This window comes from Cohnella mopanensis (assembly GCF_022352055.1).
GTDB lineage: Bacteria > Bacillota > Bacilli > Paenibacillales > Paenibacillaceae > Cohnella > Cohnella mopanensis.
Genome location: NZ_JAKRWM010000004.1, coordinates 595363 through 613347, shown reverse-complemented (window position 1 = coordinate 613347; position 17985 = coordinate 595363). Strand labels below are relative to the sequence as shown.

16 protein-coding genes and 1 riboswitch are annotated in these 17985 nt (G+C 50.6%); of the genes, 4 read left to right on the top strand and 12 right to left on the bottom strand.

Going from position 1 to position 17985, the window contains the following annotated elements; genetic code table 11:
- The first annotated feature begins 117 nt into the window (after positions 1–117).
- The 3 genes from L3D05_RS10115 to L3D05_RS10105 are packed head-to-tail and all read left to right on the top strand — an operon-like array spanning position 118 to position 2774.
- Positions 118–399 carry an autorepressor SdpR family transcription factor gene (locus tag L3D05_RS10115; protein WP_239615908.1) on the top strand — a complete coding sequence of 94 codons (282 nt, stop codon included), beginning with the start codon at positions 118–120 and terminating at the stop codon, positions 397–399.
- Complete coding sequence (locus tag L3D05_RS10110; RefSeq protein WP_239615907.1) at positions 389–1069, top strand: SdpI family protein; 681 nt, start codon at positions 389–391, stop codon at positions 1067–1069. The genes L3D05_RS10115 and L3D05_RS10110 overlap by 11 nt, the downstream gene beginning before the upstream one ends.
- Before the next feature lie 34 nt (positions 1070–1103).
- A complete protein-coding gene (locus tag L3D05_RS10105; RefSeq protein WP_239615906.1) occupies positions 1104–2774 on the top strand; it encodes an alpha/beta fold hydrolase in 1671 nt (556 codons plus the stop codon).
- Here L3D05_RS10105 and L3D05_RS10100 read toward each other — a convergent pair.
- The 7 genes from L3D05_RS10100 to ftsE all read right to left on the bottom strand — a co-directional run bounded on the left by L3D05_RS10100 (position 2761) and on the right by ftsE (position 9731).
- The gene (locus tag L3D05_RS10100; protein WP_239615905.1) at positions 2761–3078 is read right to left on the bottom strand and encodes a DMT family transporter; all 318 of its coding nucleotides are present in this window, start codon (positions 3076–3078) and stop codon (positions 2761–2763) included. The two genes, L3D05_RS10105 and L3D05_RS10100, sit on opposite strands and share 14 nt — an antisense overlap.
- Positions 3078–3416 carry a DMT family transporter gene (locus L3D05_RS10095; protein ID WP_239615904.1) on the bottom strand — a complete coding sequence of 113 codons (339 nt, stop codon included), beginning with the start codon at positions 3414–3416 and terminating at the stop codon, positions 3078–3080. Before L3D05_RS10095 ends, L3D05_RS10100 begins: the two co-directional genes overlap by 1 nt.
- Positions 3417–3529: 113 nt before the next feature.
- Positions 3530–3636: riboswitch (guanidine-I (ykkC/yxkD leader) on the bottom strand.
- Between the two features lie 42 nt (positions 3637–3678).
- On the bottom strand, positions 3679–5091 hold the full coding sequence (locus L3D05_RS10090; protein ID WP_239615903.1) for a PDZ domain-containing protein: 1413 nt from the start codon (positions 5089–5091) through the stop codon (positions 3679–3681).
- Positions 5092–5271: 180 nt separating this feature from the next.
- Complete coding sequence (locus tag L3D05_RS10085) at positions 5272–6747, bottom strand: S41 family peptidase (RefSeq protein WP_239615902.1); 1476 nt, start codon at positions 6745–6747, stop codon at positions 5272–5274.
- A gap of 158 nt (positions 6748–6905) precedes the next feature.
- Positions 6906–8075, bottom strand: a complete 1170-nt coding sequence (locus tag L3D05_RS10080) for a murein hydrolase activator EnvC family protein (protein ID WP_239615901.1) — start codon at positions 8073–8075, stop codon at positions 6906–6908.
- Positions 8076–8137: 62 nt separating this feature from the next.
- The gene (gene ftsX, locus L3D05_RS10075) at positions 8138–9055 is read right to left on the bottom strand and encodes a permease-like cell division protein FtsX (RefSeq protein ID WP_239615900.1); all 918 of its coding nucleotides are present in this window, start codon (positions 9053–9055) and stop codon (positions 8138–8140) included.
- Entirely contained in the window at positions 9045–9731 is a 687-nt protein-coding gene (ftsE, locus tag L3D05_RS10070) for a cell division ATP-binding protein FtsE (RefSeq protein ID WP_369417962.1), read from the bottom strand. Before ftsE ends, ftsX begins: the two co-directional genes overlap by 11 nt.
- A 246-nt stretch (positions 9732–9977) precedes the next feature.
- On the opposite strand from ftsE, the gene L3D05_RS10065 reads away from it, so the two are divergent.
- The gene (locus L3D05_RS10065; RefSeq protein WP_239615899.1) at positions 9978–11465 is read left to right on the top strand and encodes a VanW family protein; all 1488 of its coding nucleotides are present in this window, start codon (positions 9978–9980) and stop codon (positions 11463–11465) included.
- 374 nt (positions 11466–11839) lie between these two features.
- Here L3D05_RS10065 and L3D05_RS10060 read toward each other — a convergent pair whose 3' ends face one another.
- The 5 genes from L3D05_RS10060 to argD form a co-directional block, all read right to left on the bottom strand.
- Positions 11840–12526, bottom strand: a complete 687-nt coding sequence (locus tag L3D05_RS10060) for a hypothetical protein (RefSeq protein WP_239615898.1) — start codon at positions 12524–12526, stop codon at positions 11840–11842.
- 125 nt (positions 12527–12651) lie between these two features.
- On the bottom strand, positions 12652–14079 hold the full coding sequence (argH, locus tag L3D05_RS10055) for an argininosuccinate lyase (RefSeq protein WP_239615897.1): 1428 nt from the start codon (positions 14077–14079) through the stop codon (positions 12652–12654).
- Positions 14080–14218: 139 nt separating this feature from the next.
- Positions 14219–15460: an argininosuccinate synthase gene (locus tag L3D05_RS10050; RefSeq protein WP_239615896.1), complete on the bottom strand. Its 1242-nt coding sequence runs from the start codon at positions 15458–15460 to the stop codon at positions 14219–14221.
- A gap of 297 nt (positions 15461–15757) precedes the next feature.
- Positions 15758–16717 (bottom strand): ornithine carbamoyltransferase, encoded by a 960-nt coding sequence (gene argF, locus L3D05_RS10045; RefSeq protein WP_239615895.1) that lies wholly within the window; start codon positions 16715–16717, stop codon positions 15758–15760.
- Between the two features lie 56 nt (positions 16718–16773).
- Positions 16774–17964: an acetylornithine transaminase gene (gene argD / locus L3D05_RS10040; RefSeq protein ID WP_239615894.1), complete on the bottom strand. Its 1191-nt coding sequence runs from the start codon at positions 17962–17964 to the stop codon at positions 16774–16776.
- Between the last annotated feature and the right edge of the window lie 21 nt (positions 17965–17985).

The window sequence follows — 17985 nt, the reverse complement described above, 5'->3', positions numbered from 1 at the left end:
CCCTTTTTCTACTCTCAAGTTGACAGTGCTTAACATTTAGCCTATCATCTAAATATAAGATTTAGATGATTATCTAAATATCAAATAGATAACCCGCGGACGGGGGGCGCACTACCTATGAATGATACTTTCAAAGCGCTATCCGATCCGACACGAAGGAAAATTCTCCAACTGCTGAAGGAAAAGGATATGAGCGCAGGAGACATTGCGGATCAATTCAACATTTCCAAACCGAGCATCTCGCATCACTTGAATATTCTAAAGCAAGCTCGGCTTGTCCAAGACGAACGTCAGGGACAGAACATCATTTACTCCATTAATCTAACCGTTATGCAGGAAGCCATGGGTTGGTTTCTCGGCATGATTGGAACAAAAGGAGAGTCTACGCATGACGAATGAAAAAGATACCGGCAAATTCCCCTGGTCGAGAAAAGACTGGATTTTGCTTGGAACTAACGTACTTCTGTTCCTGATTCTGTACTTTGCTTTTAACGACCGGCTACCGGATCAGGTTGCTTCGCATTATAACGTGTATGGCGAGCAAGACAGAACGATGGTCAAATGGAGCTTCTGGCTTATGTATGCCGGCCTTAGCGTAGCTTTGCCTGGCGTATTGTCGGCCTTGCGCTATATCGATCCTCGCAAAAAAAATTACTCCCGCTTCGAAGGCTATTACGGTCTGATACGTTGGGCGATCAGCCTCTTCCTTCATGGCGTCTTCTTTATGATGATCGTGGATCAAGTCGGTTATCACATCTCGACCGACAACTTTATCATTGGCGGATTAGGCATCCTATGGGTCGTCATAGGCAATCGAATGGGTCAGGTCAGAAGCAACTTCTTCATCGGGATTCGTACGCCGTGGGCGTTGCTCGATGAAAACAACTGGCGTCTCACTCATCGCATGGGAGCCCGGCTATGGGTCGCCGCTGGCCTAGTGATGTTCGCATGCGCGTGGTTCGTTCCTTCTGCTTGGGTCGCAGCGGTCGTGCTCATCTGCGCGGTAACAAGTTCGCTCATTCCCGCGGCTTATTCTTATTTACTGTTCAAACGCACGGCCAAATCTTAGTCGTCCCATTCAACGAATCGGAGGAATGTTTCTAATGAAAAAGCTATCATTATTCACTCTTGCAATCGTCCTGCTCCTTTCTTCGTTTCCCTATCAAGCTTCAGCCGCGGCATTCAAGTTAACGATCGATAACAAGCCCGTCGTTCTTCCCGACGCCCAGCCGTTCAAGCAGGGCAACGATATCATGATTCCCATTCGCCCTGCCGCGCAAGCGCTCGGGTTAAAACTCTCATTGGACGCGAAAACCCATGATGTCCTTCTAGCCAAATCTACCCTAAAGATTGCTTTCAAGCTGGACGATAATAAGGCGTCCATCGGAGAAAAAAATACCGTGTCTTTCGGAGCCGCAGCCACTGTTAAAAACAATCGGATATTCGTTCCATTATCTTTCTTCGAGAAGGTGCTCGGACTACAAACCCATTATTCGAAAGAAAGTTCGGAAGCCGTTATTAACTCTTCCAACGACGTAGACGCTACCATTCTAGCTATCGTTAAGCAGCTTTCAACCGGAGCTTACCAGCAGCTATCGGACGATCACTTCGACGATACGATCAAACAAGCAGTGACCGCTGAAGCGTTGAAAGCCGGGTGGGAGCAAACGGCTTCGATTGCGGGCCAATTCGTCGGCATCCAATCGGTTCAGTCGAATCCTAACGTAACGGAGCACAAAGAAATCGTCGTTCTACTGACATTCAGCCAAATCAATGTGGCTCTAACCCTCAATCTTAACGACAGCAACAAAATTATCGGCTTGTGGTTGAAGCCCGTTCAAACAGCCGTGGCTCTCCCTTCGAACTTAACGGAAAACGAAGTCATCGTAGGAGAAGGAACCGACTACCCGCTACCGGGGACGTTAACACTGCCTAAAGATGCCAAAGGCCCTCTTCCCGCCGTTATCCTTGTCCATGGTTCAGGACCGAATGATCGGGACGAGACGATCGGAATCAATAAGCCTTTCCGTGATCTTGCTTGGGGTCTCGCCCAACAGGGGATCGCCGTTCTTCGTTACGACAAAAGGACCTTCACATATGGCAAAAGTTTTACTCCCGATATGCTCGCCAAGTTTACGGTAAAGGATGAAACGGTCGAAGATGCCATTGCCGCCTCCAACTTGCTTAAAAAAGACAAGCGAATCGACGGTACGCAAGTGTACATCGTAGGCCACAGCTTGGGCGGCCTTTTGGCGCCTAGAATCGACGCCGACGGAGGAGACTTTGCCGGATTGGTCCTCCTAGCGGGCTCGACGCGTCCGCTATGGGAAATCATCGCGGATCAGAACGCAGCCGTTATCCAAGCCTTGGACGATAAAGACCCGGCCAAGAAGCAGAATGAAGCTTTGCTTGCCGTGGAGCTGGCGAAGGCGCAGAACATCCACAACCTGAAAGACTCGGAGGCGATGGCTCAAACCGTATTCGGAATCCCCGCCTACTACTTTAAGGAAATGGACAGCCACGGCGCCGCCGACCTCGTCAGCAAGCTTGTTAAGCCGATACTCGTCCTGCAAGGGCAGGACGATATCCAAGTGTATGCGGATAAAGATTATAGCCTCATTAAGACTCAGCTCAAAGGAAAAACGAACGCTTCCTTCAAGCTCTACCCAGGACTGAATCACTTGTTCATGAATAGTTCGGACACTTCCAGCAAGGTTAATGAGCAAGTCATACTGGATGTCGCCGAATGGATCAACAAAACTAGTGGCCGATAACCTTCAGTCCGATAACTGCCCCAACGACTAAGCAAAGAAAGAAGATCCTGCGGATTTGGCGGGACTCTCCGTAGATCAGCATCCCAACGAGAGTTCCGCCTACCGTTCCGATCGCCGTCCATATCGCATAAGCGGTTCCCATGGAGATGGATTTCATTGCGACCGATAATAGAACGAAGCTAGCCACGAATCCTCCGACAAGCAAGAGCCAACTTAGCTTGTCTTTTTTTTCTTTCAGCCTGTTCATGCCAAGCACGCCTACAACCTCGAACATTCCCGCGAGTACGAGCACGATCCAAGCCATTATTCCTCGACCTCCCGCGTGGCAGAGTCAGTAGTCATTTTCAATCCTGCAATGCCTATTATTAACACGATAATGAGAGCCAGCTTGGCTGCATCCAACTCAACATTGAAGAAAATGGATTCCGCTAATACCGTTCCTGCAGCTCCTATCCCCGTGAACACCGCGTAAGACGTACCTACCGGAAGCGTCCGGGTACAATAAATCAAACCGACAAAGCTGAGTAAAATTCCAATCGCCGTCAAAGACCATTCCCCTGCGGACGAGGCATGTTTCAAGCCCGATACCCAACCTACCTCGCATATGCCCGCCGCCACTAACAACATCCAATTCCGATTCATATTGCACCTCCATGTTGTATGTTGCCCTTACAAACTTACGGACAATATAAAAAACCCGAGAGCATCGCCGGCACTCCAAAGCAACAAATACGTCGCTTAGGTGCCGTCATCGATACTCCCGGGTTTTTATCCCGCCGTGTTCATCTTCGCTTGGAAGATGCGCTCTCTCTCGGACCGAGCCGATGCGAACCCGCATCGTGGAACCCTAGAAAGCCTATTTACTGATGATGTCATTCCAAAATACTTCAGGTCGCGCTTAGTGTCAACTGTTTTTTCGAGATGATGAACCACGCGGAGGCAGCCCCGGGTCTTCTTCAGGTTCATCCGGTTCCGCTGCGGCCAAAGCCGCTTCTTCTGCCGCTACGGCTTGTTCCGCCGCCGCTTGCATGGCTTCCCTGCGGGCTTTCATCGTTGGAGAATTTCCGAGCCTGCGAGCCCCCGCTTCTCTAAGACCCTGCCAAATAGAGGAGGAACGGGGAGCCGCTACGAATTCGACATCGTCATCCGGCGCGAGAATTAGCCCTAGCTGATAATGCTCGCCTTCATATCGAGCACGCTGAACAAACTTAAGATGTCCGTCCCGATTGGCGACCTCTAGCTTACAAAATGCCGATTGCCGCTGAAGAGCCGCGTGCAGCTCTTCTTTATTGCGAACGGCCGCCCCGTTTACTTTCCTGATCGTTTCCCCGGACAATAATCCGAGCTCGCTCGCAGGCGCATTCGGCAACACCGCAAGTATTTTAACGCCCGTCCAGTCTTGCGAATACTGCGGATCACGCCCCGCTTCTCGCATCCGGCTGAGGACGAGCAGTCCTTCATGCAGAACGAAAGCAGCAACAGCCGCAATCACGCTTAAGGGAGACCAGAATTTCGCCCCCGCTGCCAATGCGGCAATAACGACACCATATACCATGAGCATGTTGCCCGATGTCCGTGCCTTATGTTCCGGCCAATAAGAGGTCGTACGGTCGCTGAAGCCGATGAGCACCGGGAAGGCCAGCATACTCCAAGTGGACGCTTCATCTCCGAATAGAGGCATCCAAGGCAGCGTGAATCCGCCATCCGCTGAAGGAATGAGCCACAGAAGCGGAATCGGCCATACGCCGGACAACGCATACGCTCCCATCGGCTTGCCCCGCTTTCCTTGCAAGAACAAGGGAATCGCCAGCTTCGGACCTTGAAGCCTCACGAGGAAACCTTCCGCGATATGCAGCAAGCCAGCCATGAAGAGCAATCCGGGAACATCAATTGCCGCAAGGGTATGAACCACGTCGGACCAAGCCCCTTGCGATTGATCCATGCCCGTCCATTCAGACAATGCCTGAAGCAAACCAAGAGCTCCCGCCGCATAAGCTAAACATACGAAACGCAATTGGAACAGAGCTAAGATTCCCATGGCGATCCACAGAAACATCAATGTCTCGGACGTAAGATCTGCTCCGGCGCCCAGCCCAGCTACAGACAATACGACACCGACGGCCATACCTGCGATAATTCTCGTTAACGTCAAGTACAAGGTGCCGTACAACCTGACATGGAATAGCTTACGCTGCAGCGAGACCCCAAGCCGTGCATGCCACCAGACTAGAGCGATTGCAATATAAAAATACGGCTGCGTAAACAACCCTATAATGGCTTGTCCCGCTTCCCGCAACACATTCAACAGAGGATCCACTTGCCTCTTCCCTCCTTAGAGGTATTTCAAAAAGTCATATTTTGATCACGAAGCAACGCAAAGAACGTATTCGACATCGAATTAGCTCCCTAGTCAAAAAAGGAAGTTGACCTAAGTCAACCTCCTAGAAGTATTCGACAATAGCAAGAAAATTCCTTCATCGCTCGATTGTCTTATTATTTACGAAGCGACATCGATCAATTCCCTTGCTTTGCTTACAGCGGCTTTCCACTGTTTATCGTATTCCGGATTTTGCAAATTCACGTATAATACTTCCTCGAGCCTCTGCGCCGTCTCTTCGTCAACTTCACCCGTCACCGCCAACGATTCGCTCGCTTGGAAGCTCTCCAATGCTTGCTTCGTTGCTTCGCTGAAGTAACCGTCCGTTCGATCGGCGGGAAAACCGACTCCAGCTAGTATCGTTTGCAGATTCGCGACGGCTCCGCCGGTCATATCGTATTTAAGGACGTAGTCCCGTGGCAATCGCGAAGCAAGGAAATAATTCGGCTGGGGAACAACGACGTCCGGAACGATCCCCTTCTCGTTAATCCATGTTCCGTCGGGTAGTAGCCACTTGTAGACGGTCAACTTTAATAAGCTCCGATCTCCCAGTTCATCGTCGAATGAAACTTGCATCGTTCCTTTGCCATACGTAGTTTGGCCTATGAGTACCGCATTGGCAGATTGCTTCAGCGCTCCTGCCAATATTTCAGCCGAGCTAGCGCTGCCTTCGTTCACTAGAACGACAATAGGATACAATTTGTTGTTTTTCGCGCCTTTCAAAGCCGATTCGACTTGAAGTTGGCCGTTCCGATATTCATATTGCACGATCGGCTTACCTTTTGCCATGAGTTGATCCGCTACATTAACGACGGATTTAAGCAGCCCGCCCGGATTGTCGCGGACATCGATCACAAGGGCTTTCATCCCAGCGGATTCCATCGTTTGTAATTGTTCGGCAACTTGGACGGCGGTATCTTCATTGAATTGAGTGATAATCAGATGTCCGATTCCATCCTCTTCTACTGACGAGTGGACAGTTTCCAGATCGATGCGGTCTCTGACGAGTTCAAGATCAAGAGGCTCTGGAGCCCCGTTCCGCTGTACCTTCAGTTTCGCCTTCGTCCCCTTTGGACCCCGGATCTTGCTTACCGCCTCGCTTATCGTTAACCCATGAAGACTTTCTCCATTGATGGAGAGCAAGATGTCTCGCGGCTGCAACCCCGCTCTCTCGGCAGGAGATCCGCGTATAGGAGCCTCCACCACGATCGATCCATTTTCTACTCTTAGTTCGGCACCTATTCCGGTGAATGCGCCCTGCAGATCGTTTTTGAACTTCTCCGCTTCTTCTGCCGACTTGTATACCGAGTAAGGATCTCGTAACGATTCCAACATTCCTTGGATCGCGCCATCCATCAGTTTACTCCGATCCGTCTGCGAGATGAAGCCTTCTTCTATTAGACTAATCGCTTTATTGAATTTATCCAAATCTTTCTGCTGCAACCCTTCCGCAACCTCGGTCGAGGCCACGCCAGGTTTCCCGTTAGACGGCCTAAAGCCCCAGTCAGGAAACTCGAAAATAGCGTAAGTCGCCATACTGGCAGCAATTGCCGTCAGCACCATCATGGCTATGACGGTGCGACCTCGAAACCACACGAAATCCCCACTCCTCGAACTACGGCATATTGTTACGTCATGACAAGTCTATCCCAATTATCCTATTTGTGGTAGCGCAAAAATATAGCCAAATTGTTCGATAAGAAAACAGCCGTCACCCGACTAACCTGTCGGGGGATCGGCTGTCCCACATCCTGCTACTTCAAATATGGCACGGGATCAACGGGGTCTCCATTTTTGCGCACTTCGAAGTGCAAGTGGTTGCCTGTCGATTGTCCGGTTGAACCTACTAATCCGATCTTCTCGCCACGTTTAACGGTTTCGCCCGTTTTAACCTGAATCGCGCTCAGATGACCATATAACGTCAATAGCCCGCCTCCGTGGTCAATGATAATACAGTTACCATAACCGCTCACCGTTTGCGCAACCGTTACGACACCCGTCTCGGCGGCGTAGACTTGCGTTCCTTTGGGAGCGGCCATATCCATGCCGGCATGCAATTTCTTCTTGCCGGTAATGGGATGAATGCGATAGCCGAAAGGCGATGACATCCGGTATTCGGCTTTTAACGGCATTCCCAGCTTGCCGCCCTTATAGTAATTCTTAATCCGGTTTTTCTTGGCTTGAAGAGCTGAAGCTTGTTTGGCGAGTTCGGTAAGCTGCCGCTCGGCTTCTTCGCTGATTTCTTCCAAGTCTTCGATTTCCTTGGATAGCTTGGAGATCAGAACCTCTTTATCTTTCTCATCCTGCTCTAGCGTCGCCTTGTGCTCTTCCATTTCCTTATAGAGCTTCTTGACTTCGTCAAGCTCCTGCTCCCGTTGCACCTTCATCTGGGCAACTTCATCCGTATATTTCTTTTTCTCGTCCACGATATTGCGATCCTGAGAGGCGATCGACTCAACGGCATCGTAACGATCCAGAAAGTCTGAGAAACTCGTCGAGCTGAGCAACACATCAAGATAAGATACGGGACCTGCGGTATAAGCCATGCGTACCCGAGAGTCCATCAGTTCCGTGCGATTGTCGCGTTGCTTAATGGCTTCCTGCAACTCTTCCCCGGTTTGGTATAGCTTCTCTTCCGCATCGGTGATTTTTTGCTGGGTCGCTTCCAATCTCTTATGCACCGTATCGATCCGAGCCAACAGCTTCTCGATATCTCCCTTAGTCGCTTCCTGTTTGCCGGTTAGATCTTTAACCGAATTCTCCGCAAAGCGTTGATTATGTCCTGCTCGTTCCATTTCCTGCTTCAGCTTCTTTAAGTCTTGGTCGATTTTCTCAATCTCGGATAGAGCTTGTCCATTATAGGGTTGCATGATCAATCCGGCCATCATAAGCATGGCTACCAGAATCAATAATTTCTTCTTCACAAGAGTCCTCCTTGGAACCAGGTTTGACGCTCCCAAATAGGGGTTAAGAGATTAAGAGGCGATTACACCTTTAAATATTTGCGAACCGATATCGTACTGCCCCATACGCCTAATAGCGTCCCCAAGGCAATGATCGTTCCGCCGACTAGCATTCTAACCTCGTCTATCGAAGCGAATTCAATCATATATAGGCCGACGGTTGCGCTTGTCGTCTTAACGAGCTGAGAGTAACCGAATAAGAGGATTAGCGTGCTAAATAACGATCCGAAAAATCCGATAATCGCTCCTTCGATAAAAAACGGCCAACGGATAAAACTATTCTTAGCGCCTACCAGCTTCATAATCGATATCTCGCGACGACGGGCGATAATCGTCATCTTGATCGTCGTCGAGATGAGGAACATCGCCATGACGGCAAGTCCTAGCACGATAAATATTCCGATATTTCGAACGGCATTCGTGATGCTGAACAGCTTCTCGATCGTATCTTTGCCGTACTTCACCTTGGCAATCGACTTTGCCGGGTCGGTTAAGTTAATCGCTTCGATCTGCTTGGCGATAAACGAAATTTGCTGCGGGTTGAAGGCTTCTACTTCGAAGGCATCGGGTAACGGATTGTTTTCGTTCTCGTAGCCCTCCAGTGCCGCCTTGCCCTCTTCGCCCATGCTTTCTCGGAACCGCTTCAAGCCTTCTGCCTTCGGAACGAAAGTAACCGACTTCACTTCCGGAATCCGCTTGATCGTTCGTTCGATCTCTTCGGCCTTCGGTTGTTCCACATCTACTTGAAGGTAGACGTTAATTTGAACCTGATTGTCCAATTGATCGGCAAGCTTGCTCACGTTAAGCGCAAGCAGCATAAAGACGCCAAGAATAAACAAGGATACCGCGATAGAGCTCATCGAAGCGAATGTCATCCAGCCGTTGCGGCTCACATTCTTAAAGCCTTCGCGCAGATGTCGGAGTACGGTGCTAAATCTCATAGCCGTAGTCCCCTCTCTGCTGATCGCGAACGATGGTTCCCCGTTCAATGGCGATGACGCGCTTACGCAACGTGTTTACGATCTCTTTGTTGTGGGTGGCCATTACGATCGTCGTGCCGCGAAAATTAATTTCCTCCAGCAGATTCATAATGCCCCATGAGGTTTCGGGATCTAGATTTCCGGTAGGCTCATCGGCTACGATGACCGCCGGGCTATTGACGATAGCGCGGGCGATCGCAACGCGTTGCTGTTCTCCCCCGGAGAGCTGGGCCGGCAGGCTGCTCGCCTTATGCTTCAAACCAACAAGCTCCAATACCTCCATCGTACGGCGACGAATCAACCGACGAGGTGTCTCGATGACTTCCATGGCGAACGCCACGTTCTCGAAAGCCGAAAGCTTTGGCAGCAGCTTGTAGTCTTGGAAAATAACGCCGATATTGCGGCGAACATAAGGGATTTTGCGATGTTTCAACTTGCCTATATTAAACCCGTTAACGGAAATTTGCCCTTTGGTCGGCACTTCTTCCCGGTAAATCAACTTCATGAAGGTGGATTTCCCCGCACCTGAAGGACCAACTATGTACACGAACTCGTTGCGATCAATGACGACGTTCACGCCTTGCAATGCGGTAGTACCGTCGGCGTACGTCTTCCATATGTCCTGCATTTCAATCACGGTATCACTTCCTGTTAAGATTCAGACCTTAGTTACTTCGACATCATGCCTGATATTCCTCTCTTTGTCGATGTTCATCTGGGGAAAAATGTCGAGATTACATCCGTTATCCTTTGTCAGTCATGGCATTAAGGAAGTTTTTGAGAATTTTTTAATTTTAGCGAAAACGAATTGCAAATTGAATCGTCTAACTGTTTAGGAACATTTGTAAAAGAAGTTAACGAACTGGAGATGAAGGTTGCCGATATGAAAAAAGGTTGGCTAATCACAAGCTTATTGACCCTCGTGCTCGCCGGTGCTGGCATAGGCGGAACGATGAGTTACGGTAGCGACGACACGCTGCCTAAAGGGCTAAGCGTGGGCGGATTGCAGATCGGAGAAATAGCGCCCGATACGGCTTTGAAGCAGATTCAGGAAAGAATCGCCCAACTGGAATCGACCTTGGTCAACATCGAACCGGATAGCCTTGGCGATGTATCGTCGGAAACGATGAAACAGATTCCGTCCTTATCCTTAAAGCAGCTAGGATTAAAAGTAGAAGCGGTTGAGGCGATAAGCGCAATCGAGCAGTATCGAGACTACACTTGGTTAGAACGGGCAGAGATCCGATATCGGAACAGCTTCGATTCTGCTTATGGGGTCAACGTCAGTTGGGATGAAACCGCGCTTAAACAGAGAGTCTCGGAAGCCTGGGGCAATCTCGTCTCTGGCCGGTCAGAGAATGCCGCCCGCACGATCGATGATCAGGACCGCGTCATCTATACAGAGGATAAGCGGGGAAGGCAGTTAGATGTTCAAAATTTAATCGAACAAGTGAGAGAGCTTAAGCCCGCTTCGTTAGCTGGCGCTTCCGGCCAACCTCTTCTCCTGCAAGCATCGGTGAAGGAAACGTCGCCCGAAATTACGCTGGCCGGTCTGAAAGAGGAGGGAATCGTTCGCAAAATCGCCGAGTTCACGACTTCTTTCGAGACTAGCGGCGAGGGCCGTTCCCACAATGTCACCGTCGCTGCCAAGGCGCTCAACGATACGCTCCTCATGCCGGGCGAAATATTCGAATACGGTAAAATCGTCGCGAAAGCGGAAAAAGAATACGGCTATCAGGAAGCGCCCGTCATCCTCAAGGGCAAATTAACGCCAGGCGTCGGAGGCGGCATTTGCCAAGTCTCAAGCACGCTTTACAATGCGGCTTTGCTGACTGGATTGGATATCGTCGAACGGCGGAACCATTCGCTAGTCGTCCACTATTTACCCAAAGGACTCGACGCTACGTTCGCCAGCGGTTACGTGAACTTCAAGTTCCGCAATTCGACCGGCAAGCAGCTGCTGATCCGTACGGTCGTTAAGGACAAAACCGTCACGGTAAAGTTATTCGGCACGATGCCCGACAATGTCAGCTACAAGACGGAAACCAAACAATTAAAGGTCAACCCTCCGAAAACCGTCTATGTCGCCGATAGCAACGTCGCTTTAGGAAAACAAAACATTCTCCAGAAGGGCGACTCCGGTTACGTCGTAGAAGCCTACTTGGTGAAACTAGTAGACGGAGTATTCGCCGAGCGGAAGAAGCTGTCCACGGATACCTACCGCACTCAGGATACGTTGATCGCCGTCCATCCGGGCGATCCGCGTTTGCTCCCTGAAGGCCGCATCAATTCGTCTGATCCCGGAGCTAAGCCGCAAGAAAGCGAACCTCCGGTTCTCGTTGAGGATGAAAGTATCGTTGAACCGATATAAGCCGATTAAGAAGTTCAGTCCTATTGGGCTGATCTTCTTTTTTTCTGATCGTATGCGCGAACTAGTTACTCCCAGTTCTATATATACGGATGGATAAGAAAGTGCCTCTACCGAGCCGCATCAGCCTCGCATGAAGCTCGAAGTCCATAAAAGTGCCTTCATTCCCCTTGCATTCGGGAAGTAGTAACCGTATTACAACTATTTACTGAGATTTACTCTAGATCCACTAATTAATTGCAAAGATACATTTAAATCATCCGTTCATTGCATTAAGAGAGACATTTTACAGAATTAATTGTAATGGCGTGTTATTATCACTAATTAAATCTTAATGAGATGAATTAAGTGTATATGAACGTTATTCTCGATCCCCTCTACCGCGACGAACTAATCCCTCCTCCAAAAGGACTGCGTACGAGCTCGTAAAGCACGACCCTCCTTCCCGTCGAACCGAACTTCGGAACAAACCATCCTTGATTGCTTAATTTCTTAAGCAAACTAACCGCTCTGCGATAGTTCATCCGCAATTCCTTTGTTACGTCAATCGGCCTCAGCTTATAAGACAAAATTATCGCTAACCGAATAACCTCTCTCTCGGCGAAAGAGAGTTGATCGCCAATCATAGGGGTCGCATCGTAACGGCTCAACAACATTCGCATCATGGCAATAATTAATTCCGGCTGTTGATGAACGTCATCATAAGCAATGGATACAACGTGATAACCAAGCCCGCTTAGAAACAATTCTCTCTTGCATTCATTTCCGAAGCCTTGACGATCCATTTCTTTGACGTGTGAATTAAAGCCTTTTACTTCCAACAACAACTTGGGAGCGAAGGGCGGCATGTAAGTAAAATCCCCGAAATAAGACTTTCCCCGCCAATCCAGGATTTCGTATTCAGGATGCAGATATTCAAAGTTTCCTTTTAATGGCCACCAGATTTTTTGCAAAAACAATTTCTCTGCATGCTGATGCCCTCTCTCCAGTCGCCCTCTCCGTTCCCCCGTTCTGTTGTCCAAGTGGCTTTGGATAAATCGTTCATGCGCTTGTTCGAAATCCATTCGATTCCCTCCCCATCGGTTTCTAAATAAAAAAAACGCCCCAACCCATCCATCGCGGATGTATCGGGACGTTCTTCGTCTCTAGCTATGAGTATAACACCGAGACTTAGGAGAGAAAAGAAAGTTTACGCTTGAGCTAATCCCGACTTCGCCTCGTACACCGAAACCCACTCGGCCGTGCGGATAAGTTCGCCTTCTGCGCGGGTAATTGCCGCTTCAACTTGCGGAGTTGCCGTACCTCCATAAACGTTACGGGCGTTCACGACCGCTTCCGGTTGAAGAACTGCGTAAATCCGGTCGTCGAACAAATCGGAGAACTGCTTGAACTCATCTAAGGTCAGGTCGAGCAGGAATTTGTTTTGCTGAATGCAGTAAAGCACGGTCTTACCGATGACTTCATGCGCCTGGCGGAAAGGCAGCCCTTTGTTCACGAGGAAGTCGGCGATGTCCGTCGCATTGGAGAAGTCCTGATCGACGGCGCGACGCATTTTGTCTTTGCGTACCTTCATCGTCTCGATCATCGAGGCGAATAGCTGTAGCGCTCCCTGAAGCGTTTTAACCGTATCGAACATGCCCTCTTTGTCCTCTTGCATATCCTTATTGTAAGCGAGCGGAAGCGACTTGAGGACGGTCAAGAGGCCAACCAGGTTGCCATATACGCGTCCGGTCTTGCCGCGAACGAGCTCGGGCACATCGGGGTTCTTCTTCTGCGGCATAATGCTGGAGCCCGTGCAGAAGGCATCGTCGAGCTCGACGAACTGGAATTCGGTGCTGGACCAGAGGATCAATTCCTCGCTCAAACGAGACAAGTGAGTCATGATCAGCGAAGCGCCGCTTAGGAATTCTACGATAAAGTCGCGGTCGCTGACAGCATCCAAGCTGTTCTCGTAAACGCGGCCGAAGTTCAACTGTTGAGCTGTAAAATGGCGATCGATCGCGAAGGTCGTACCTGCGAGAGCACCCGCTCCAAGCGGAAGAGCGTCAATCCGTTTGTAGCTGTCTTGCAGGCGTTCAATGTCTCTGCCGAACATGGACACGTAAGCCATCAGATGATGCGCGAAAAGAATCGGTTGGGCACGTTGCAGATGCGTGTAGCCAGGCACGATCGTGTCTAGATTTTGCTTGGCTTGTCCGATGAGCGCCGCTTGCAGCTTCTGAAGCTGATCCACGAACTCGACGACCCGTTTGCGCAAATACAGATGCATGTCCGTCGCGACTTGGTCGTTGCGGCTGCGTCCCGTGTGCAGTTTACCGCCGACGGGTCCGATCTCCTCGATCAAAGCCTTCTCGATGTTCATGTGGATGTCTTCATCGGCGATCAGGAATTGCTGCTCCCCATTCACGATGCGCTCGCGTACTTTAAGCAATCCCGCTTTGATTTTCTCCACGTCTTCGGCCGGAAGAATGCCGCAATGTCCAAGCATCGTAACGTGAGCCAAGCTACCTTGGATATCCTCCATGGCCAATTCCTTGTCGAACGTAATCGATGCTGTATATTCTTCAACTAGCTGGTCCGTTTTCTTAGTGAAACGGCCGCCCCATAACTTACTCATGCTCGGTTTACCCCTCTCTTCTGTCACGCTAATAACGGCAAAAGGGGAGCCCCGGCTAACGAAGGTGCCTCCCGCATAGCCCCGCCTGGCGGGGGATGGTTCGGCAGGCTTCGCGCCCGGATCTCCCTTTTGTCTTTTATCAGTTAATGCCGGAAGCGCCGGTTACGCCCGAAGATACCTTCAGGCGAAGCGCGTTCAGGCGGATAAAACCAGTAGCATCGCCTTGATCGTACGCTTGCGTAGGGTCCGCTTCCATCGTTGCGATGTGCGGGTTGTAGAGGCTGACCGGACTTTTAAGCCCAGCTGCCATGATGTTGCCTTTGTACAGCTTCAGACGGACAGTTCCCGTCACGTTCTTCTGGCTTTCGTTAACGAGCGCTTGAATGGCAATGCGCTCAGGCGCGAACCAGAAGCCGTTATAAACCAAAGAGCTATATTTGGAGATCAAGGAGTCGCGAAGGTGCATCACGTCGCGATCCATGGTCAACGATTCCATTTTACGATGAGCGGTGAATAGGATGCTTCCGCCCGGAGTTTCGTACACGCCGCGGCTCTTCATGCCGACGAAACGGTTCTCCACCATGTCTACACGACCTACGCCATGTTTGCCGCCGATTTCGTTCAGCTTCTCCATGACAGCGAGCGGGCTAAGGCTTTCGCCGTTAATCGCTACGCAGTTGCCGCCTTCGAAATCAAGCTCGATATACTCAGCTTCGTCCGGAGCCTTCTCCGGGGAAACGCTGAGCACATACATGTCTTCGACATCGGCCGCGCTGGAATCGAACCAAGGATCCTCAAGCATGCCGCTTTCGAAGCTGATGTGAAGCAGGTTGCGGTCCGTGGAGTAAGGCTTGGAAGCGGACGCCGTAACCGGAATGCCGTGCTTCTCCGCATAAGCGATCATCTCCGCGCGTCCCGGGAACGCTTCACGGAAAGCCTCCAAGCGCCAAGGAGCGATGACGTCGATGTTCGGCGTCAGTGCCGCAGCGGTCAGCTCGAAACGAACTTGGTCGTTTCCTTTGCCCGTAGCACCATGCGCGATAGCCGTAGCGCCTTCGGCGATGGCGATTTCGACCATGCGCTTAGCGATCAGCGGGCGAGCGATACTCGTGCCGAGCAGGTACTGCCCTTCGTATAGCGCGCCTGCTTGGAACATCGGGTAAATAAAGTCTTTCGCGAACTCGTCTCGGAGATCGTCGATGTAAACTTTAGACGCACCTGTTTTGAGCGCTTTTTCTTCCAGGCCGTCGAGTTCGTCCTTCTGGCCGATATCGGCGGTGAAGGTGATGATCTCGGCGTCGTAAGTTTCTTTAAGCCAAGTCAGGATAACCGAAGTGTCGAGGCCTCCGGAGTAGGCCAGCACGATTTTGTTTTTTGCCATGGGAATGAAAGCTCCTTTAGATAAAATAATTCGGGACAGCATCTAAGTGTAAAATGTGCAACTATTTGTTCCATTGCGAGCGATACACCGCACTGAAGTGCAAAAAGTGCAACTAATAGCATTACTTAGTCTGGTCTAGCATCTCTTTTCAGTAACTAAGTGCACAAAATACATCTATACAACCAGAAACACACGTAGGGCAATAGTTAAGTGTAAGTAATGCAACTAAATCTTCTACACAGTGGTTCCGTCTCTTAATTGCCTAGAACGAGTAGTTAACATGGTCGCAGCCGTTTTCTACATAATCGCAGCCATGATCGCTTTCTGAGCGTGCAGACGATTCTCGGCTTCATCGAAAATAACGGAGTTTTTGCCGTCGATGACGCCTTCGCTTACTTCTTCCCCGCGGTGCGCGGGCAAGCAGTGCAAGAACAGGTAGTCTGATTTCGCATGCTTCACGAGCGCTTCGTTCACTTGATAGTTCTTGAAGGCTTTCTCGCGGATCTTCTGTTCTTCCTCGAAGCCCATGCTCGCCCATACGTCCGTATAGACGACATCCGCTCCTTCGATCGCTTCCCGAGGGTCTCTCAGGATGTCGACGCGTCCGCCGGTTTCGGCAGCCGCTTCCTTGGACGACTTAACGGATTTTTCGTCTGGATCGTAGCCTTCCGGAGAAGCGCTGGCGAAATGCATGCCGAGCTTAGCCGCGCCCATCATGAGCGAGTGAAGCACGTTGTTACCGTCGCCTATGTAGGCAACCTTGAGCCCTTCCAGCTTCCCTTTGTGCTCTAGAACCGTCTGGTAATCGGCGAGCGCTTGGCAAGGATGCGATTGGTCGGATAAGGCGTTGATGACCGGGACCGTCGCCCCGCGCGCCAGCTCAACGACATTACGATGACCGAATGTACGAAGAATCATGCCGTCCAGGTAACGGGACATGACTTGTGCCGTATCGAGTATCGTTTCTCCACGTCCCATCTGGATATCGTTGCGGCTCAAGAACAACGCTTGACCGCCAAGTTGATACATCCCAACTTCGAACGAGACGCGCGTACGCGTGGACGATTTCTCGAAAATCATGCCGAGAGACTTGCCTTTAAGCGGATGATACACCTCTCCGGCTTTCTGCTTACGCTTGATCTCTATCGCCAAATCCAAGAGGTAACGGATTTCTTCCGGAGTATAATCGACAAGACCGAGAAAATCTCTGCCTTTCAGTCTTGCTGCTATTTCTTCAACGTTTGCTGCAATAGTCATGGAAACCCTCCTCTGTTATAAAATAATTGTTCAAAAAGTCAGGTTTTAGCTTCCTTTTAAGGGCTAACGGACTTCGCCGCCGCCTGTTCCGTAAGTACGGATGCGATCAAGCCGACCGCGATATCGATCTCTTCGTGAGTGACGAGTAGGTTCGGTAGCAACCGGATAACGTTCGGACCCGCTGGTACGACGAGCAATCCGCGATTATGCAACTCCGCTATCGCTTCTCCGGCAGGACCGTTGCAAAGAATTCCGATCAGCAAGCCTTTGCCGCGCACCTGATCGACGTTCGGCAATCCGGCTAACTTCTCTTGCAACTGTCCAATCAAATAATCGGAAGCCTCGGCCGCGCGTTCGACTGCTTTTTCCTTGAGCATCGTCTCGATCGTCGCCGCAACGACCGCCATCGCGATCGGCGTGCCGCCGAAAGTCGTCGCATGGGCGCCCGCCACGAATGCCGGCTTTAAGTGCTCCTTCGCGAGCATCGCGCCAACAGGGAACCCGCTGCCGATACCCTTAGCCAAAGTGAATACGTCCGGCTCCACATCATAGTGCTCATACGCGAATAACTTACCCGTACGTCCCATGCCCGTCTGGACTTCATCCAAGATCAACAAAATGCCATGACGATCGCAGAGAGCGCGCACTCCCCGAAGGAAATCCGGATCGACGGGGATAACGCCTCCTTCGGCTTGAACGAGCTCCAGCATGATCGCAGCCGTCTTGTCGTTCACTGCCGCTTCCAATGCTTCAAGATCGTGAAGAGGCACATGGCGGAAGCCTTCCGGCAACGGCAAGAAGCCTTCTTTCACTTTCTCTTGACCTGTTGCGGTTAACGTCGCCAATGTCCGTCCGTGGAACGATTGGTTAAAGGTGATGATCTCGTAGCGATCGTTGCCCTTCACCTTCTGGTGATAACGGCGCGCGATCTTGATTGCCGCCTCGTTCGCTTCCGCGCCGCTGTTGCAGAAAAACACGGCATCGGCGCAGCTATTATCGACGAGTAATCTAGCCGCTTTTTCCTGATTCGGATTGCTGAACAAGTTAGACATATGCCACAGTTGATCCAACTGCTGCACAAGGGCATCCTTGACGGCATCCGGCACATGGCCAAGATTCGTTACGGCAAGACCGCTCATGAAATCTAAATATTCTTTTCCTTGATCATCCCATAGGCGGCTTCCTTTACCCTTCACCAAAGTTATGGGAAACCTCGCATAAGTAGGGAACAACGCGCTGTCGCTCATCTCAATCTCTCCTTTTTATAC